Origin of the sequence: Yersinia mollaretii ATCC 43969 (assembly GCF_013282725.1) — a bacterium.
In the GTDB taxonomy this organism is placed as follows: Bacteria; Pseudomonadota; Gammaproteobacteria; order Enterobacterales; family Enterobacteriaceae; genus Yersinia; species Yersinia mollaretii.
Window position 1 is genome coordinate 4,390,008 of record NZ_CP054043.1, and the last position, 19,737, is coordinate 4,409,744.

Here is a 19,737-nt window from a genome sequence, read left to right on the forward strand (position 1 = left end):
CGAGTAAAATAAGGCGTTCTATGGATCTCAGCGCGGCCGAAAAACCGGCACCTGACAATAAAACCATTCTGCACATCACTATCGTCAGCGTAGTGGTGTTTTTGCTTGCACTCTTTTGTATCCAACTCTCTGAGCAATCAGAAAATCTGGCCCCGCTGTGGTTCCCAACCGCCGTGTTAATGGTGGCCCTGTTCCACCACCCTTCGCGCTACTGGTCGTGGCAATTATTGTCGGCGGGAATCTGTATCGTTGCCGCTAACTTTATTTTATATGGCGTCAGTTGGTTCCCGCTGCCGCTCACCGCGATCAATCTGGCGGAGTCCACCGTCGGGGCATGGTTGCTGCGCAGATTCCTGCAACCCAAAGACCCGCTGAATAATCTGTTTAGTTGGCTCAAGTTCTCGATTTGCACCGTGATTGTCGTGCCGCTGCTGAGCGGGCTGGCAGCAGCTTGGTACTTGTCACCACAAAACGGCAGCTTTACGCAAGTGCTCACCGTGTGGTTTATGTCCGAAGCCATCGGCATGTTAGCGCTTGGGCCTGTGGGGCTGCTCTATCGCCGGGGCTACTTCAATATCGCGACCAAGAGTAAAGCGCTGTTTGACATGATGGGGATGATGATCTTATCGCTGGCTGCTTGCTATATCGGCCTGATTTATCTGCCCTTCCCTTTCACTTTTGTCATTATGGCGTTGATCTGGACCGCCATCCGCTTGCCCCGTTTTGAGACATTTACCGTCTGTTTTCTCGCCACCTTACTGATCGCGATGATGATCAATTTTAATCTATTTACCCTTCAGGGCGATACCACACTGTCGGTTCAGGCGTTCTCCTTTATTCCGTTATTGATGGTGTTAATCCCCCCCCATGCGATGGCGATGGTGATGCACTCTTTCCGCATGGAGAAAGAGCATATTATTGAGAGTGAAAACCGCTTTCGTAATGCTATGGAGTACTCCGCCATCGGCATGGCGCTGGTTTCACCGGAAGGCAAATGGATGCAGGTGAATCAGGCATTGTGCAAGCTGCTGGATTACTCTCAGGAGACCTTACTGACCCTGACTTTCCAGCAAATTACTCATCCAGAAGATCTCTCGGCTGACCTGAAATTACTTGATGACCTGTACCATGACCGCATCCCCAGCTACTCGATGGAGAAGCGCTATATCCGCAGCGATGGCGAGGTGGTGTGGGCGCTGCTGGTGGTTAGTGTGGTGCGAGATCACCAACAACAACCGCTCTACTACATCTCGCAGGTCGAGGACATCAATGATCTGAAAAAGACCGAGATCATTAACCGCCGCCTAATGGAGCGCATTACACTCGCCAACGAAGCGGGCGGTATTGGCATCTGGGAGTTGGACCTGAGAAAACAGCTCATCAGTTGGGATAAGCGGATGTACGAACTTTTCCATGTCCCGCTGCACACCCCAGTTGATGATAATGTTTGGCGGCAATACATTCACCCGGAAGATTTAAACCGGGTCAATCGCGAATACAGCGCGGCCCTCAATCAGCGCCAGCCCTATCGTCTGGAGTTCCGGTTACTGTTGCCGAACGGTGAGATTGTCCATCTGCGCAATCAGGCCAATATGGTCTGTGATAAGAGCGGCAATATTCTGCGGGTGATTGGCACCACGCTGGACATGACCGAGATCAGAAACCTGACGGAAGCCCTGCACGAAGAGAAAGAGCGGCTGCATATCACACTGGACTCCATCGGCGAAGCGGTGGTCTGCACCGATCAGGAGATGAAAATTACCTTTATGAACCCGGTCGCCGAGAAAATGACCGGTTGGGCCAACACCATCGCGCTGGGTCAGCCCGTCAACCATATCATCAAGCTGACCCATGGCGTCGATGGTCCAGAAATTGAGAACCCAATAGAGCATTGTCTCAACCATCGACCTTACTCTTCGCTGAATGAGTCGATAGTATTACATCATCGCGACGGGCAATATTACGACATTCAGGAGTCGGTTGCGCCGCTGAAAACCCTCGAAGGCGGCGTAGTCGGGGCGGTGATGGTGTTCCAGGATGTCGGCGAGTCTCGCGCCATGATGCGCAAACTCAGCCACAGCGCACTGCACGATAATCTGACTAGCCTGCCCAACCGCGCCAATTTTGAAAATAAATTGAAAGCGGCGATTCAGGTTAGTGTCGAGCTTAACCAGCAACATGCGCTGGCCTTCCTCGATTTAGACTATTTTAAAGCCGTCAACGACACAGCAGGGCATCCGGCGGGGGATGCCCTGCTGAAAGAGCTGAGCCAGTTAATGCGCCAGCACTTACGCAACAGCGATTGTGTCGCACGCCTCGGCGGGGATGAGTTTGGTTTGCTGATGCTCAATTGCACCCTGCCCCACGCCAAAGCCATCACCCAAAGTCTGGTCTCGATGATCAATGGCTACCATTTCTACTGGGAAGATAAGCTCTATCGTATTGGTGCCAGCGCGGGTGTGACCCAAATCAGCAGCAGCAACAATCAGCGCAGTGAAATCATGGCGCAGGCCGATATCGCCTGTTATACCGCCAAGCACAGTGGACGCGGTCAGGTGTTCCTCTATCAGCCACGGCAAAAACAGCTATTGGCTCGCCAGCACGAATTGCTGAGCAAAGAGGATGTTGAAAATATCCTCAGTGAGAGCCAACTGACACTACAACTGACCCCGACTGCGCCACCCAAAACGCCGCTGTCCGTCTGTTTTTATCAGGTCAGTTTTGTAGTCACTCGGCCACAAAATATGAATGTCAGCCAAGCCGCATTTCAGGAAGCCGCGCTGCTGTATGGCCTACTGCCGCAAATGGATGGCTGGGTGTGCGAACAATTGTTAGTGGCGCACGCCGAGGCCATTAACCGCAAAGGGCTGGCACTGGCTATCCCGTTATCAGAGATAGCGCTGCTCAAAGAGGATTTCCGCCAATCACTGCTATCACTGGTGCAACAGACCCCGCTGCCCCCGCAAAGTCTCTACTGGATGGTCGATGAATCTACCCTGCTGCAATATCCGTTTGCCATTGGTAATTTCCTCGCCAAGCTGCAAGAGCAGGGGTGCCAGCTCATCGTCAAAGAATTTGGTCATAATCTAAACGATTTTGAGCTATTGGCTGAGCACACCATCAACTACCTGAAATTCAACAGCGATTTAATTGCCCATATCCATATTAATCAAATGGATGAGGTGCTGGTGTCGATCATCAATGGCACGGCGCAGCGGGCCAATATCGCCACACTGGCAGGCCCGGCGGAGTTACCTCCAACCCTCAGCAAGCTGATTGCGATTGGTGTCGATTTAGCCGACGGCGAAACCATTGGCCGCACCCAGCCGCTGTCTGAGGTACTTCACAGCGGCTATTTCGCGGCGAAGTGATTTTCGTGGCAAGTCATTTTCGCGGCGAAATTATTTTCGAGACTACGTCATCCGCCCCCTCTTGCTTCAATCCCCCCCCTCGACAGCGCCTTAGCAGATATTTTTATCCCTTAGGCGCAGTTCTCTGCTGCACGATAAAAAAATCCCTGATTTGGCGATTGCTCCGCTGCCTACTCTGGGGTAAAGTCGGCCCCTTTTATTTGGCCTGGGGGCAATGATGTTCATTGGATTTGACTACGGCACAGCAAACTGCTCAGTTGCCGTGATGCGGGGCGATGATCCCGAATTGCTGACGCTGGAAAATAGTGACGTCTATCTGCCATCCATGCTGTGTGCACCCACACGGGAAGCGGTCAGTGAGTGCCTGCACCGCCATTGGCAAGTGCCGACAGGCAGTGACGAAAACCAGCAACTCTTACGCCGGGCCATGACGTTTAACCGCGAAGAAGATATTCCGGTCACTGCTGATAGCCTGATGTTCGGCCTCTCCGCGCTGGCGCAATATATTGAAGATCCAGAAGAAGTTTACTTTGTAAAATCACCCAAATCCTTCTTGGGGGCCAATGGCCTGAAGCCGCAGCAACTGGCGCTGTTTGAGGATTTGGTCTGCGCCATGATGTTCCATATTAAGCGGCAGGCAGAGTCCGTCTTGGCCGCAGAAATCAACCAAACGGTGATTGGTCGCCCGGTCAACTTTCAGGGTTCCGGTGGCGAAGAGGCCAATCGTCAGGCCGAAGGCATTTTATTGCGCGCTGCACAACGTGCCGGTTTTCGCGATATCGCCTTCCAGTTTGAGCCAGTCGCGGCGGGGCTGGACTTTGAAGCCACACTGACCGAAGAGAAAACCGTGCTGGTGGTGGATATTGGCGGCGGAACCACGGACTGCTCAGTGCTGTTGATGGGGCCGAAATGGCAGGGCGTGGCGGACCGCCAGCAAAGTCTACTGGGCCACAGTGGTTGCCGCGTCGGCGGTAACGATCTGGATATCATGCTCGCGTTTAAGCAACTGATGCCGCTGTTTGGTATGGGGGGCGAAACTGAAAAAGGCATTGCCATGCCGTCGCTGCCCTACTGGAATGCGGTTGCCACCAATGATGTTCCGGCGCAGAGCGACTTCTACAGCATCGCCAATGGCCGCTTCTTACGAGATCTGATCCGCGACGCGGCGAATCCGCAGCAAGTGGAGCGCCTGCTGAAAGTGTATCAACAGCGCCTCAGCTACCGCATCGTGCGGGCCGCCGAAGAGAGCAAAATTGCCCTGTCCGAGCAGGAGCAGGTCGCCGCCGCACTGAGTTTTGTCCAGCCGGAATTGGGCCAGACCATCAGCCAACAGCAGTTAGCCGAGGCCATCTCCCAGCCGCTGCAACGGATTCAGGAGCAAGTCAGCCTCGCGCTCTCCACCAGCCAGATCACCCCAGATGTGATCTATCTGACCGGTGGCAGCGCCCGCTCTCCGTTACTGCGTGCCGCCTTGCAGCAGCAACTGCCGGGTATCCCGTTAGTGGGTGGCAATGACTTTGGCTCAGTCACCGCCGGGTTAGCACGCTGGGCGCAGACACTGTATCGGTAAGCAGAGACTGTATCGGTAAGAAGAAACGCTATCGATAAAAATAGGTTACGCGGGGGGAACCTCCGCGTGATAATTAAAACGGGCATCATGCCCGTTTTTCTTGCCCATTATCTTCACTCGGCAACTTAAATTCTCTTTTGCGCATCAAAAAAAACAATGCAATAAAAACAAAACCACAAGCAGAGAGCGCTCGATTTTTAATCTCTATTTAATTCCTATTCCCCCCTATTCCACACCATTCCAATAACAATAAGGCCAACCCCCGCCCCTGATTATCGACTTTAAGGCCGCTTTCTTATTGATTAAGAGATCACGCCACCTTAGTCAATATCTAGCGCGCCTTATTCGGCATTAATTCCGAAATTGTCATGTTACATTATCAATTCAGGTCACTATATTAGCTCCCAAGATGAAACGGCAACAAACTCCTTTCATTTCACTCTCGGCTTATATAAGCCACACAACTTAACGATAAATAACCACGAATATTTCGGGTTGGAGCTTTATTATGAATATCAATATGAAAAAGAAACTGATTGTGACCTCTTTACTGACAGCTTCTGTATTTGCATCAGCTGCCAATGCAGCGAATGGTTCAATTAATGTTATAGGTAAGATTGTAGCAAGCCCATGCGAGATAGATACAACAAAAACAACTGCCACGGTAGATCTTGGAAACATTAATTTGAACAAAAAAGATACTATCCCAGCCGAAAAAGACATTACTATCAGTCTTAAAAACTGCCCTTTCACGAGCAAAACTGCCACAGTAAAATTTAACGGTACAGCAGATGGTGAGAATTTCAAATTGGAGGGTGGCGCTAAAGGTTATGCATTACAACTGATTGATACTGATGGCACTACACCAATCAAATTTGATAAAAATGCCCTAGCCCTAAATATGACTGGCCAACCGGCTCATGACCTAAAGTATAAGGTTAAATTCCTCAAAACCGGTACTAAAGTTACTGATTTCGAAGCTGCATCCAAGTCAACGGGTGAAGTAACTGCAACGGTAAATTACGAAGTAACTTTTAACTAACATCTCCACACCATAATTAAGTTAGCCGCCCCCCCGGCGGCACCTTTATTAACGGTGTATTAGTTTTGTCTTTACCGCCCCGATATTTTATTTTCCGGGGCAGTTATTTTTATTCTTTATTTCTGCCGCTAAGGCAATACATTAATCTAATCAGAGAGAATGACCATGCCGTGGTTAAAATCGTTACTCTTTATCGCCTGCTTAACCGGCGTGATACATTCAGCTCAGGCCGGGGTATTAGTCGGCGGCACGCGCGTTATTTATGATGGGGCGAAAAAAGAAGCCACCCTGTCGGTGACTAATCAGGATAAAAGCACTCCTTATTTAATTCAAAGCTGGGTCGATAATATCGAGGCCACCAATAATAACAAAGCGCCCTTTATCATCACCCCGCCCCTATTCCGCTTAGATGCCGGGCAAGAGAGTAACCTGCGCATTCTGTTGGCTGGCGGGAGTTTGCCGCAAGACCGCGAATCCGCCTATTGGCTGAATGTCAAAACTATTCCTTCGAGCAAAAAAAGCGACGGCAACCAGCTATTTATCTCGATTAAAAACCGCATCAAATTGTTTTACCGCCCAGCAGGTCTGGTGGGCCAAGCAGCCGATGCCTATAAAGCGCTGAGCTTCTCTCGTCAGGGTCAGCAACTGAAAATCAGCAACCCCACCCCCTACTACGTCTCTTTCCATACCCTGAAAGTGGGTGCCAGTGAGATCAAAGGCCCGCTGATGATTGCCCCCAAAGGCACGCTGACCGCAGACCTACCCGCCAACGCCTCTGGCACGGTGAGCTGGCAGGCGATTACTGATTTTGGCGGCACCTCTGACTCCGCCACTGCCACCTTATAACGGGTAACCACCATGACGCAGCTTCATTTGGCTTTACCGCCCGCCACACGGGCTTTAAGGCTGGCGATTCAGTTAGCGCTGGGGTTAACCGCCCTCTCTTCGCCCACTTGGGCCGAGGATTACTTCAATCCCGGCTCGCTAGAGATTAAAGATGCTAGCTATGCCGCAATTGATTTAACTATTTTTTCCCAATCGGGCGCGCAATTGCCCGGCAGCTACCGGGTGGATATCTATCTTAACGGCCAGCAGATTGAGACGCGGGACGTCAATTTTATTCAGGATAATGGCCAGTTACTGGCCGAAATCACCCCGCAGCAGTTGGCTGACTTGGGGGTGAAAGTAGCCGCCTTCCCCGCGCTGCAACAGCAGCCCGCGGATCTGCCAGTAACCCAACTCGGCCAATTTATCCCCGCCGCCAGCAGCCAGTTTGATTTTAACAAACAGCGACTGGATCTGAGTATTCCACAGGCGGCGCTAAATAGTCAGGCCCGTGGCTATATTGACCCCAAACAGTGGGATCAAGGCATTCCCGCGCTGATGCTCAACTACAATCTGAGTGGAGCCAATAGTAAGCAAAATAGCCAGTCGAGCAGCAGCCACTTCCTCAACCTGCGCAGCGGGTTGAACTGGGGGCCGTGGCGCTTACGCAACAACTCCACCTATAGCCAGAGCAGCAATGGCCAGCGCCAATGGAACATGCTGACCAATACGTTGCAGCGGGATATTCACGCCATCAAGGGTCAGCTCACACTGGGAGACAGCTATACCCCCGGTGATATCCTGACCGGCGTGCCTTTCCGTGGGGTGCAGTTGGCCTCTGATGACAGTATGTTGCCCGACAGCCTGCGCGGCTTTGCGCCCGTGGTGCGCGGCATTGCGGAGAGTAATGCTCAGGTCACCATTCGCCAGAACAGTAATGTGATTTACCAAACCTATGTGCCGCCGGGGGCGTTCGTCATTGACGACCTCTTCCCCACCTCCTCCAGTGGCGATCTGGAGGTGACCATCAAAGAGGCCGATGGTCGCGAGCGCAGCTTTAAGCAGGCGTTTTCTGCCGCGCCTATTATGCAGCGCGAGGGCAGCTTGAAATATGCCTTGAGCGCCGGTCAATATCGGGGCTATGGCAACGGCAGCCCAACGCCGCACTTTGCCCAAACTTCGCTAGCCTACGGGATGCCCTACGGCTTTACCCTGTATAACGGCTTATTGATTTCCGCCGATTATCAAGCGGGCGCACTGGGGGTCGGCATCGGCTTAGGCAGCTTGGGGTCAGTGTCGGCGGATGTGACACAGGCCAAGACCCGCTTTGCGGACGATAGCAGCCGTCAGGGGCAATCTTACCGCCTGCAATATGCCAAAAGCATCACCGCCACCGGCACTAACTTCTCGCTCGGCAGCCACCGCTACTCCACCGAGGGCTTTTACGACTTCAGCGAAGCCAATCAGTTAACGGGCGTGGGCAGCATTAACTCGCTGGGGCGCAACAATAACAAGCGCAGCCGCACCCAAGTGCATATCAGCCAGTCGCTGAGTGATTTTGGCAGCCTTTACCTGTCGGCCTATCAGCAGGATTACTGGCAGCGCAAGGGCTACGAGCGCAGTGCCACTCTGGGCTACAACGTCAATATTCACGGCATCAATTATGGCCTGAACTACAGCTACAGCCAGACCCCCGGCCAGTTGCAAAATGATCAGCGGGTCAGCTTGAGTCTGAATATCCCGCTGAGCCAATGGCTGCCCAATAGCTGGGCCAGCTACAGTGTGAACAGCAATAAAGGCGGGGCAACCAGCCAGCAACTGGGCCTCAGTGGCAGTGCGCTGGAAGAGAATAATCTGAGCTACAACCTGCAACAGAGCCGCACCACGCGCGGCGGCGGCAACAGCGGCAGCCTGAACAGCAGCTATAGCGGGGCTTACGGCCAGTTGAGTGCCGGTTACAGCTATGGCTCTCACAGCCGCCAGTTAAACTATGGCCTGAGCGGCGGTGTGCTGGCTCACCCTTATGGCGTCACTTTGTCCCAATCCCAGAGCGACACCCTAGTGTTGGTGCGCGCCCCCGGAGCCAGCGGTGTTGGCGTCGGCAGTGGTCGCGGGGTGAAAACCGACTGGCGCGGCTATGCGGTGGTGCCTTATGCCACCAGCTATCGTCAGAACACGGTGGCGCTGGATACCCAGAGCATGGGGGAGAGTATTGATATGGATATCACCAGCCAAAATGTGGTGCCGACCCGCGGCGCAGTAGTGCTGGCGAACTTCAAACCGCGTCTCGGTAGTCGCGTGCTGATCAACCTCAGTTATCAGGGCCAGCCAGTGCCTTTCGGCGCGATGGCCAGCTTACAAGATGATGAGGCCGAGAGCGCCAATAGCAGCATCGTCGGTGATGGCGGTCAGGTCTATCTCAGCGGCGTGCCGGATAAAGGTCAGTTGCAGGTGCAGTGGGGTAATCAAGTCAAGCAGCAGTGTCAGGTGAAATTTACCCTACCTGCGGCAGAGCCTGATGCCCATTCGACGGTGCGGATGCTGGATGCAGTGTGCCGGTAAATCAATTTTGGGTCGCGGGTTAATAGATTATTGGCCCGTTGCTAAATTAAATAATTATGTAGGTCATTATGTTTCATGTTAAATCGATAAAAGCCAAAGGGTTCACTCGCCTTAGCCAATTAATATTAATCTGTGGTGGTTTGGTGTTATTGGCTCCGGCTACTGCCATTGCTCAACTTGACTGTAAATTAACTTCAACCTCACCTACTTTTTCTAATTTCAAGGTTGACCGTAACACGCCATCATCTGCATCACTCCATACAGAAACCCATGAGGTGTCTTTTTTTGTTCTGGTGATAATTATTACGGTGGGAATTATTTCTCTTTTAAGATAAATAGCCCTAACGCCACAGAACATACATATACTTTCCCAACAAATCTAAAAGGAATCGGAGTAAAATACACTTTTGACGTCATAAAAAATTGCAGTCCAGGTTACTTTAACGGTATTTACAGAGGTATGCAGTGTAAAAATAGTAATACGGGAACAGACAATATATATAATTTTAAGTATCATGTGAGTTTTATTAAAACAGCTGATAATCATGAGGTTGGTGAAATTAATAATTACCCTAAGATTACATTTGTGTATAGCACTACTAACGGCGCGGATCCAGAACGTTCCATAGATAATGTTATAACTCCAAATAATAACATTCAGGTTTCCAGATATGGCTGCACTCTCGACACCCCAAATCTTAATTTTAATTTAGGGAAGCAGCAGCAAAAAGATTTTACGGGTATAGGGCCAATAGGCAGCGGGCCAACACAACAAATTGCCTTAACCTGCGATCCCAATACCAAATATTCTCTTAAAGTTGATGGTGATGCTGAACCTAACCATCCTGGGGTGCTTAAATTAACCCCAGAATCAGGTGCCGCCACTGGGGTGGGGGTGCAATTACTGACTGGTGTTAATAAAGATCCGGTGGAGTTTGGCAAAGCCAAAGAGATGGGCCACACCGCTGCCAGTGGCACTGATATAAAGGAAAATATTGATATCACTGCCCGCTATTATCAGACGGCCCCCACGATCACTCCCGGTAGTGCTAATGCCAGTGCGACATATACGATGACTTATCAATAGCAGCAGGGGGGATTACGAATTGAGTTGGGAGTGAGTGAGGTTCACTCCCCTATTGATTGATCGGGGCTGTTATTTCTGCCCCGAGACCGCCAATACCCGTGCGGGCAGCAACCTTGCCGCAACCACGGCCGGATATCCCACGGGGAGGGACATTGAATACTCAAGAATATTAAAACAAATCGGAGTGACTCCCCACACGATACAGTTTAATTTCGCTATCGTTACGTTGATAAATTAATAATAAATCTGGCATACCATGACATTCAAGATAGCCAATATAGTTGCCTATCAATGGATGTTCTTTATATTTTTTGGGTAGCGCTTTGCCTGTTTGTAACAGTGAAATAGTGGTTAAAATAGCTTTTTGCGCTTTTTTATTATTGGTATATCGCTTTGCATCTTTCTTAAAACGGCTCTGATAGACAATCGTCAGCATTATTACCAACCAAGATCACGTTTCAGCGCATCAACCGTGTCAACACGGTAGACTTCCACCCCATTTTCTAAATCACGAATAGCCTGCAAGGTTTCCTGATTGGGTTGAAGTAAATCTATGGGGAGTTCTGCGTTAACCGCAAGGCGATTGATCACCATTCGGATCACCGTGGATAAATCAAGGCCAAGTGCTTTGGCATTAGCCATTGCAGCAGCTTTAGATGCGGGTGAAACTCTAGCGCGAACAACAGTGTCAGTCATAGTTACCTCCATTAAGTTATCCTAATTGTAGCTACAATGTAGCTATAGATCAACTCTCCCTGAGGTAGTTTCACGGTTCGGATCAGGTTTCGGTTGATATTCGGTTCAAGTGTTCGGTTCAGGTGTTTGGTTCAAGCGGTCGGTTCGGTTGACATAAGATCGGTGCTTACTTAGCCTCCGATGCCCCAACCGCCAATGGGGTTACAAGCGCGTAACCCCCTTGGAACCCCTGCGCTAGCGCACGTATCGCTTGCCCACTTCGTGGGTTCCCTCCCTCATCGTTTCGGCTGACGGACGGCTTTATTCGCATCCCTGCTCATGACGCCTAAAACGGGCGTCCTACCCGTTTTCCTTGCCTTCTCTCTTCACTCGGCAGCTCAAATGTGCTTTTAACGTCAAAATCTAAAAACAAGGTTTGAATTGGCTTTTGATGTTTAGCGCAATTAGGAATATTGCCGACAAAGGTTGCAGGCCGAATGAGCCGCATGGACGCGGCGAAAGGGGCTGTCGAGCTGGGAGCGAGTCAGCTCCGGTTCGATCAGCCGGCAAGCTGCCGGAGGGAATGGCGTAGCCACAATATTTCGCGCAAAGCGCGGGATTCCACAAGGGGGCCGCTGCCCCCTTTGGCGGTTGGGGCATCGGAGTCAAAGTGAGCACCAATCTCATATCAACCGAAACCCGCTCCGATCTATCTCGAAGGCCAAGTGAGCGGCGATCTCATGTCAACCGAACCGGATCACCGAACCGAAGATTTTGAATCGTCAACACTCCCTGACACTCTTTTCATATTTCCTCCATTTTTATCCGTTAAATCCCCGCTAAACTAGTAACATATCCATACCCTTCATATTTCAAGTTGCAGGTGTGTTGGCGACACTCAAAAACCCGAATCACTGACTTGAGTCAGCTCAGCGGGATTTTCTCGCTTGCCGTCTTCCTGCATCTCGAAATCTATTGGGTATAAATTTTAATTGATTGCACCTGTGTGCAGATAACCAGAACACCAAAAGGAATTCTCCGCCATCATGAAAGCTCAATCTAAACGCACCTCCCGGTTATTGATATTATTGGGAATAGCGGTGGCGATTATTGTTGCTCTATTTGTCTGGCGTCACTTCAGTGCCACCCCTGAAAGTAGCGCCGCAGGGGCGCAACCCACCGCCACCAGCGGGAGTAGCTCTGCCCGCTCCGGCGGTCGTCGAAATGCGACCATGCCCCCGGTGCAAGCCGCCACGGCCACCGAGCAAGCGGTGCCGCGCTATCTCACCGGGTTAGGCACGGTGGTGGCTGCCAATACCGTGACCGTGACCAGCCGTGTCGACGGTGAGTTAATGGCGATTCACTTCACCGAAGGCCAGCAAGTCAAGGCGGGTGAGCTACTCGCAGAGATCGATCCGCGCCCTTACCAAGTGCAACTGACCCAAGCACAGGGCCAATTAGCCAAAGATAAGGCCACACTCGACAATGCCCGCCGTGATCTCGCCCGCTATCAGAAACTGGTCAAAACTGGGGTAATTTCGCAGCAAGAGCTGGATACCCAAGCTTCATTAGTGCGCCAGAGTGAAGGCAGTGTGAAAGCCGATCAAGGCGCTATCGACAGCGCTGAACTGCAACTGACCTACAGCCGCATTACCGCGCCCATCTCCGGAAAAGTGGGGCTGAAACAGGTGGATGTCGGCAATTACATCACCAGCGGCACCGCCACGCCGATTGTGGTGATCACCCAAACACATCCGGTGGATGTGCTCTTTACCCTGCCGGAAAGTGATATTCCCGCCATCATGCAAGCGCAGAAAACGGCGGCCAAAAACAGCACCACAGTGCCGGTTGAGGCGTGGGATCGCACCAATAAGCAGCTATTGGCGCAGGGCTATCTGCTGAGCATTGATAACCAGATTGATACCACCACTGGGACCATCAAGCTGAAAGCGCGCTTCGCCAACGAAGATGACGTGCTGTTCCCCAACCAGTTTGTCAATGCTCGCATCAAGGTCGATCTGCTGCAAAATGCGGTGGTGGTCCCGACCGCTGCCGTGCAGATGGGCAATGAAGGTAGCTTTGTCTGGACACTCAATGACGAGAATAAGGTCAGCAAGCATCTGGTCACCACCGGGATTCAGGACAGCAAACAGGTGGTGATCAGCACGGGCCTGAATGCGGGTCAGCGCGTGGTGACTGATGGCATTGACCGCCTGACGGAGGGCTTGCAGGTGGAGGTGGTGACACCGCGATCCGCCGTCACCGAGAAAGCCGATGCCGAAGCCGCGCCTGCCGCAGAACAAAAAGGCACGCGCACTGGCAGAAAATCGGCCTCTGATGGGCAGGCGAGTAAAACCACTACGGCGGAGAGATCCTGATGCAAGTGATGCCTCCAACACCCGGTGGTGGCCCCTCACGGCTGTTTATTCTGCGCCCCGTCGCCACCACACTCTTTATGGTGGCTATTTTGTTGGCGGGGATTATCGGCTACCGCGCCCTGCCCGTCTCGGCTCTGCCGGAGGTGGACTACCCGACTATTCAGGTAGTGACACTCTACCCCGGTGCTAGCCCGGATGTGGTGACCTCCTCTATTACCGCCCCACTGGAGCGCCAGTTCGGCCAGATGTCCGGCCTGAAACAGATGGCGTCGCAAAGCTCCGGGGGCGCGTCGGTGATCACCCTGCAATTCCAGCTCACCTTGCCGCTGGATGTGGCGGAGCAAGAGGTGCAGGCGGCGATTAACTCCGCCACCAATTTGCTGCCCAGTGATCTGCCCTATCCGCCGATTTACAGCAAAGTGAATCCGGCGGATCCGCCGATTCTGACACTGGCGGTCACCTCCACCGCCATCCCGATGACCCAAGTGGAAGATATGGTGGAGACGCGCATTGCGCAGAAAATCTCCCAAGTCACGGGTGTCGGTCTGGTCACCATTTCGGGCGGCCAGCGCCCCGCCGTGCGCGTCAAGCTGAATGCCCCTGCTGTTGCCGCCTTGGGGCTGGACAGCGAAACCATTCGCACCGCCATCAGCAATGCGAATGTCAACTCCGCCAAAGGGAGTCTGGATGGGCCAACCCGCTCAGTCACTTTGTCGGCTAATGACCAGATGAAATCCGCCGAGGATTACCGTGATCTGATTGTGGCTTACCAAAATGGCGCACCGATCCGCTTGCAGGATGTCGCCACCATTGAGCAGGGCGCAGAGAATAATAAGCTGGCGGCGTGGGCCAATACCCAGCAGGCGATTGTGCTGAATATCCAGCGCCAGCCGGGGGTTAACGTGATCGCCACTGCCGACAGTATCCGCGAGATGCTGCCGGAGCTGATCAAAAGCTTGCCCAAGTCGGTGGATGTCAAAATCCTGACCGACCGCACCACCACCATTCGCGCCTCCGTCAGTGACGTGCAGTTTGAGCTGCTGCTGTCGATTGCCTTGGTGGTGATGGTGATCTACCTATTCCTGCGCAATGCTGCCGCCACCGTGATCCCCAGTATCGCGGTGCCACTGTCACTGATCGGCACCTTTGCGGCGATGTATTTCCTCGGTTTTTCCATCAATAACCTGACCTTGATGGCCCTGACCATCGCCACCGGTTTTGTGGTCGATGACGCCATTGTGGTGATTGAAAATATCTCCCGCTATATCGAGAAAGGCGAGAAACCGCTGGATGCGGCGCTAAAAGGGGCGGGTGAGATTGGCTTTACCATTATCTCACTGACATTCTCATTGATTGCGGTGTTGATCCCGCTGCTGTTTATGGGCGATATCGTCGGCCGCCTGTTCCGCGAGTTTGCCGTCACACTGGCGGTGGCAATCCTGATCTCCGCGGTGGTCTCCCTGACACTCACCCCGATGATGTGTGCGCGGATGCTCAGTTATGAGTCACTACGTAAGCAGAACCGCCTCTCGCGCGCCAGTGAGAAGTTCTTCGACTGGGTGATCGCCCACTATGCCGTGGCGCTGAAAAAAGTGCTTCAGCATCAGTGGATCACCTTGGGTGTGGCGGTGAGCACACTGGTACTGACGGTGCTGCTTTACCTGCTGATGCCCAAAGGCTTCTTCCCGTTGCAGGATAACGGGCTGATTCAGGGCACACTGGAAGCGCCGCAATCTGTTTCGTTCAGCAATATGGCCGAGCGCCAGCAGCAAGTGGCCGCCATCATCCTCAAAGATCCGGCGGTCGAGAGCCTCACTTCCTTTGTCGGCGTCGATGGCACCAATGCCACCCTCAACAATGGCCGATTGCAGATTAACCTTAAGCCGCTGGATGAACGCGCCGATCGCATCCCGCAGGTGATTACCCGCTTGCAGCAGAGTGTCGCCAGCATTCCGGGCGTTAAACTCTATTTGCAGCCGGTACAAGATTTAACCATCGACACCCAATTGAGCCGCACACAGTATCAATTCACCCTGCAAGCGACCTCGCTGGAGGAGCTGAGCACTTGGGTGCCGAAGCTGATTAGCGAGTTGCAGCAGCAAGCGCCCTTCCAGGATGTGACCAGCGACTGGCAGGATCAGGGCTTAGTCGCCTTTGTGAATGTCGACCGCGACAGCGCCAGCCGTCTGGGGATCACCATGGCGGCCATCGACAGTGCGCTGTATAACGCCTTTGGTCAGCGGCTGATCTCCACCATTTATACCCAAGCCAATCAGTATCGGGTGGTGCTGGAGCATGATGTGCAAGCCGCGCCGGGGCTGGCGGCCTTCAATGATATCCGCCTGACGGGTAGCGACGGCAAAGGGGTGCCGCTGAGCAGTATTGCCACCATTGAAGAGCGCTTCGGGCCACTGTCGATCAACCACTTGAATCAGTTCCCGTCCGCCACCATCTCATTCAATCTGGCGCAGGGCTACTCCCTCGGCGAGGCAGTAGAAGCGGTGACGCAAGCGGAGCAGGCGATTCAACTGCCCGCCGATATCACTACCCGTTTCCAAGGTTCGACACTGGCGTTTCAGGCCGCCCTCGGCAGCACATTGTGGCTGATTATCGCCGCCATTGTGGCGATGTATATTGTGCTCGGTGTGTTGTATGAGAGCTTTATTCATCCGGTGACTATTTTGTCCACCTTGCCGACCGCCGGGGTCGGGGCGCTGCTGGCGCTGATGTTGACCGGGCATGAGCTGGATGTGATCGCCATCATCGGGATTATCCTGCTGATCGGCATCGTGAAGAAGAATGCGATCATGATGATTGACTTCGCACTGGCCGCCGAGCGGGATCAGGGCATGAGCCCTTATGACGCTATCTATCAGGCCTGCTTGCTGCGTTTCCGCCCGATTCTCATGACCACACTGGCCGCGCTATTCGGTGCCTTGCCCTTGATGCTCAGCACCGGAGCTGGAGCCGAACTGCGCCAGCCGCTGGGGGTCTGCATGGTCGGCGGGTTGATCGTCAGCCAAATATTGACCCTGTTTACCACGCCAGTGATCTATCTGCTGTTCGATAAACTGGCGCGGAATACGCATCACCACGAGGATATAGATTCACCTGAATTAGCGAATGGACGGGAACAACCGTGAAATTCTTTGCTCTGTTCATCCAGCGCCCGGTGGCGACCACCCTGCTGACACTGGCGATCACCCTCAGCGGCATTATCGGCTTTAGTTTATTGCCGGTCTCCCCGCTGCCACAGGTCGATTACCCAGTGATTGCGGTCAGTGCCTCCATGCCCGGTGCCGATCCGGAAACCATGGCCTCTTCTATCGCCACGCCACTGGAGCGCGCCTTGGGGCGCATTGCGGGGGTCAATGAGATGACCTCGACCAGTTCATTGGGCAGCACGCGGATCATTCTGCAATTTGATCTCAACCGCGATATCAATGGCGCGGCCCGTGATGTGCAGGCGGCGCTGAATGCCGCGCAGAGCCTGCTACCGACCGGAATGCCGAACCGCCCGACCTACCGCAAGATGAATCCGTCGGATGCGCCGATCATGATTATGACGCTGACCTCGGACACCTTCACTCAGGGCCAGCTCTATGATTTCGCCTCCACCAAACTGGCGCAGAAAATCGCCCAAACCGAGGGCGTCAGTGATGTGAGTGTCGGCGGTAGCTCCTTGCCTGCGGTGCGGGTGGAGCTAAACCCCAGCGCCCTATTTAATCAGGGCGTGTCACTTGATGCGGTGCGGCAAGCCATCAGTGCCGCCAACGTCCGCCGCCCACAAGGCTCCGTCGATAGCCCTGAGCAGCACTGGCAAGTACAGGCCAATGATGAGATCAAAACCGCCGAGGGTTATCGCCCGCTGATTGTTCACTACAACAATGGGTCGCCGGTGCGCTTGCAGGATGTCGCCAATGTGGTCGACTCAGTTCAGGATGTGCGCAACGCCGGGATGTCCGACGGCAAATCGGCGGTGCTACTGGTGATCAGCCGCGAGCCGGGGGCCAATATTATCGCCACGGTAGACCGCATTCGGGCGGAGCTCCCCGCCCTGCGGGCCTCAATCCCGGCCTCGATTGAATTAAACATTGCCCAAGATCGCTCCCCGACTATCCGCGCCTCACTGGAAGAGGTGGAGCGCTCACTGCTCATCGCCGTGGCGCTGGTGATTCTGGTGGTGTTCCTGTTCCTGCGCTCCGGCCGCGCCACCCTGATCCCTGCCGTGGCGGTGCCCGTCTCACTGATCGGCACCTTTACCGCCATGTATCTGTGCGGTTTTAGCCTCAATAATCTGTCACTGATGGCGCTGACCATCGCCACTGGTTTTGTAGTCGATGATGCCATTGTGGTGCTGGAGAATATCTCCCGCCATCTGGAGGCGGGGGTGAAACCGATGGTGGCCGCCCTGCGCGGGGTGCGCGAAGTCGGGTTTACCGTGCTGTCGATGAGTATCTCGCTGGTGGCGGTGTTTATCCCGCTACTGCTAATGGAGGGGCTGCCGGGCCGATTGTTCCGCGAGTTCGCCATTACGCTGTCGGTCTCCATCGGCATATCACTGGTCATCTCCCTGACCCTGACGCCGATGATGTGTGCGCACTTACTGCGCGCGCGGCCAGCGGGTCAGCCGCAACCTATTCGCGGCTTTGGTAAAGTGCTGCTCGCCATTCAGCAAGGTTATGGTCGCTCACTCAATTGGGTGTTGGGCCATACACGCTGGGTGATGGTTGTGCTGCTCTCCACTATCGCGCTGAATGTTTGGCTCTATATCAGTATCCCGAAAACCTTCTTCCCTGAGCAGGATACTGGCCGCATGATGGGCTTTATCCAAGCCGACCAGAGCATCTCTTTTCAGGCGATGCAGCAAAAACTGAAAGATTTTATGAAGATCATCAATGATGATCCGGCGGTCGATAATGTGACCGGATTTACGGGCGGCTCGCGCACCAACAGTGGCTCGATGTTTATTTCGCTCAAGCCGCTGAGTGAGCGCAGCGAAAGCGCCCAGCAAATTATCACCCGCCTGCGAGCCAAGTTAGCCAAAGAACCGGGTGCCAGCCTGTTTCTCTCTCCGGTACAAGATATCCGCGTCGGCGGCCGTCAGGCCAATGCCAGCTACCAATTTACTCTGCTGGCCGACGATCTGACCGCGCTGCGCGAGTGGGAGCCGAAGGTGCGAGCGGCACTGGCGAAGCTACCGGAGCTGGCGGATGTTAACTCCGACCAGCAAGACAAAGGTTCCGAAATTGCGCTCACTTATGATCGCGAAACCATGGCTCGGCTGGGGATTGATGTCGCCGATGCCAATGCCCTGCTGAACAACGCCTTTGGTCAGCGGCAGATCTCCACCATTTATCAGCCGTTGAACCAATACAAGGTGGTGATGGAAGTCGCGCCGCAATACACGCAGGATGTGAGTTCGCTGGACAAAATGTTCGTCATTAATAGCAACGGCCAATCTATCCCGCTCTCCTATTTCGCCAAGTGGCGACCCGCTAATGCGCCGCTGGCGGTCAACCATCAGGGGTTATCTGCCGCGTCCACCATCTCGTTTAACTTACCCGATGGCGGCAGTTTATCTGAAGCGACCGCCGCCGTTGAGCGGGCGATGACCGAGCTGGGCGTGCCTTCTACCGTGCGCGGGTCATTTAGCGGGACAGCACAGGTGTTCCAAGAGACGCTGAGATCTCAGCTTTGGCTGATTATGGCGGCCATCGCCACGGTCTATATCGTGCTCGGGATTCTGTATGAGAGCTATGTGCATCCGCTGACCATTCTCTCCACACTGCCCTCTGCGGGCGTGGGCGCGCTGTTGGCACTGGAACTGTTCGATGCGCCCTTTAGTCTTATCGCCCTGATTGGCATTATGCTGTTGATTGGTATCGTGAAAAAGAACGCCATCATGATGGTGGACTTTGCCCTTGAAGCGCAGCGCAATGGCAATCTCAGCGCCCGTGATGCCATTTTCCAAGCCAGTTTACTGCGTTTCAGACCGATTTTGATGACCACACTGGCGGCCTTGTTCGGCGCACTGCCACTGGTGCTGGGCAGTGGCGATGGGGCGGAGTTGCGCCAGCCGCTGGGGATTACCATTGTCGGCGGGTTGGTGGTGAGCCAGTTGCTCACCCTCTACACCACGCCAGTGGTTTACCTCTACTTTGACCGCCTGCGCAGCCGCTTTAACAAACAGCCGCTGATGAAACTGGAGTAGCAGCTATGGCCTA

General features: G+C 53.7%; 11 protein-coding genes. 9 read left to right on the forward strand and 2 right to left on the reverse strand.

Annotation, left to right across the window (positions count from 1 at the left end; all coding sequences use genetic code 11):
• Positions 1–20 precede the first annotated feature (20 nt).
• The 6 genes from HRD69_RS19535 to HRD69_RS19560 all read left to right on the forward strand — a co-directional run bounded on the left by HRD69_RS19535 (position 21) and on the right by HRD69_RS19560 (position 10,457).
• Positions 21–3,371 (forward strand): diguanylate cyclase, encoded by a 3,351-nt coding sequence (locus tag HRD69_RS19535; RefSeq protein WP_004877934.1) that lies wholly within the window; start codon positions 21–23, stop codon positions 3,369–3,371.
• A gap of 217 nt (positions 3,372–3,588) precedes the next feature.
• The gene (gene yegD / locus HRD69_RS19540) at positions 3,589–4,941 is read left to right on the forward strand and encodes a molecular chaperone (protein WP_032815571.1); all 1,353 of its coding nucleotides are present in this window, start codon (positions 3,589–3,591) and stop codon (positions 4,939–4,941) included.
• Positions 4,942–5,449: 508 nt separating this feature from the next.
• Positions 5,450–5,983 (forward strand): fimbrial protein, encoded by a 534-nt coding sequence (locus HRD69_RS19545; RefSeq protein WP_004877931.1) that lies wholly within the window; start codon positions 5,450–5,452, stop codon positions 5,981–5,983.
• Between the two features lie 165 nt (positions 5,984–6,148).
• Positions 6,149–6,829: a fimbrial biogenesis chaperone gene (locus HRD69_RS19550; RefSeq protein ID WP_032815574.1), complete on the forward strand. Its 681-nt coding sequence runs from the start codon at positions 6,149–6,151 to the stop codon at positions 6,827–6,829.
• A gap of 12 nt (positions 6,830–6,841) precedes the next feature.
• Positions 6,842–9,370 carry a fimbria/pilus outer membrane usher protein gene (locus tag HRD69_RS19555; protein WP_004877927.1) on the forward strand — a complete coding sequence of 843 codons (2,529 nt, stop codon included), beginning with the start codon at positions 6,842–6,844 and terminating at the stop codon, positions 9,368–9,370.
• Positions 9,371–9,830: 460 nt separating this feature from the next.
• Positions 9,831–10,457, forward strand: coding sequence for a fimbrial protein (locus tag HRD69_RS19560; protein WP_145569816.1), 627 nt, complete (start codon positions 9,831–9,833; stop codon positions 10,455–10,457).
• Between the two features lie 169 nt (positions 10,458–10,626).
• Here HRD69_RS19560 and HRD69_RS19565 read toward each other — a convergent pair whose 3' ends face one another.
• Together HRD69_RS19565 and HRD69_RS19570 are read right to left on the reverse strand one after the other, a co-directional pair.
• Positions 10,627–10,893 carry a type II toxin-antitoxin system RelE/ParE family toxin gene (locus tag HRD69_RS19565; protein WP_004877923.1) on the reverse strand — a complete coding sequence of 89 codons (267 nt, stop codon included), beginning with the start codon at positions 10,891–10,893 and terminating at the stop codon, positions 10,627–10,629.
• 2 nt (positions 10,894–10,895) lie between these two features.
• Positions 10,896–11,099: a type II toxin-antitoxin system RelB/DinJ family antitoxin gene (locus HRD69_RS19570; protein ID WP_004877921.1), complete on the reverse strand. Its 204-nt coding sequence runs from the start codon at positions 11,097–11,099 to the stop codon at positions 10,896–10,898.
• A gap of 1,079 nt (positions 11,100–12,178) precedes the next feature.
• On the opposite strand from HRD69_RS19570, the gene HRD69_RS19575 reads away from it, so the two are divergent.
• The 3 genes from HRD69_RS19575 to mdtC are packed head-to-tail and all read left to right on the forward strand — an operon-like array spanning position 12,179 to position 19,724.
• Positions 12,179–13,510: an MdtA/MuxA family multidrug efflux RND transporter periplasmic adaptor subunit gene (locus HRD69_RS19575; RefSeq protein WP_032815406.1), complete on the forward strand. Its 1,332-nt coding sequence runs from the start codon at positions 12,179–12,181 to the stop codon at positions 13,508–13,510.
• Complete coding sequence (locus HRD69_RS19580; RefSeq protein WP_004877334.1) at positions 13,510–16,653, forward strand: MdtB/MuxB family multidrug efflux RND transporter permease subunit; 3,144 nt, start codon at positions 13,510–13,512, stop codon at positions 16,651–16,653. The genes HRD69_RS19575 and HRD69_RS19580 overlap by 1 nt, the downstream gene beginning before the upstream one ends.
• The gene (gene mdtC, locus HRD69_RS19585; RefSeq protein WP_032815405.1) at positions 16,650–19,724 is read left to right on the forward strand and encodes a multidrug efflux RND transporter permease subunit MdtC; all 3,075 of its coding nucleotides are present in this window, start codon (positions 16,650–16,652) and stop codon (positions 19,722–19,724) included. Before HRD69_RS19580 ends, mdtC begins: the two co-directional genes overlap by 4 nt.
• Positions 19,725–19,737: the final 13 nt, after the last annotated feature.

What these genes read in the sequence shown, in the direction of transcription:
- HRD69_RS19545 (WP_004877931.1), top strand. Translation starts at nt 5,450, where the DNA reads ATGAATATCAATATGAAAAAGAAACTGATTGTGACCTCTTTACTGACA.
- HRD69_RS19580 (WP_004877334.1), top strand. Translation starts at nt 13,510, where the DNA reads ATGCAAGTGATGCCTCCAACACCCGGTGGTGGCCCCTCACGGCTGTTT.
- HRD69_RS19550 (WP_032815574.1), top strand. Translation starts at nt 6,149, where the DNA reads ATGCCGTGGTTAAAATCGTTACTCTTTATCGCCTGCTTAACCGGCGTG.
- HRD69_RS19555 (WP_004877927.1), top strand. Translation starts at nt 6,842, where the DNA reads ATGACGCAGCTTCATTTGGCTTTACCGCCCGCCACACGGGCTTTAAGG.
- HRD69_RS19565 (WP_004877923.1), bottom strand. Translation starts at nt 10,893, where the DNA reads ATGCTGACGATTGTCTATCAGAGCCGTTTTAAGAAAGATGCAAAGCGA.
- yegD (WP_032815571.1), top strand. Translation starts at nt 3,589, where the DNA reads ATGTTCATTGGATTTGACTACGGCACAGCAAACTGCTCAGTTGCCGTG.
- HRD69_RS19560 (WP_145569816.1), top strand. Translation starts at nt 9,831, where the DNA reads ATGCAGTGTAAAAATAGTAATACGGGAACAGACAATATATATAATTTT.
- HRD69_RS19535 (WP_004877934.1), top strand. Translation starts at nt 21, where the DNA reads ATGGATCTCAGCGCGGCCGAAAAACCGGCACCTGACAATAAAACCATT.
- HRD69_RS19570 (WP_004877921.1), bottom strand. Translation starts at nt 11,099, where the DNA reads ATGGCTAATGCCAAAGCACTTGGCCTTGATTTATCCACGGTGATCCGA.
- HRD69_RS19575 (WP_032815406.1), top strand. Translation starts at nt 12,179, where the DNA reads ATGAAAGCTCAATCTAAACGCACCTCCCGGTTATTGATATTATTGGGA.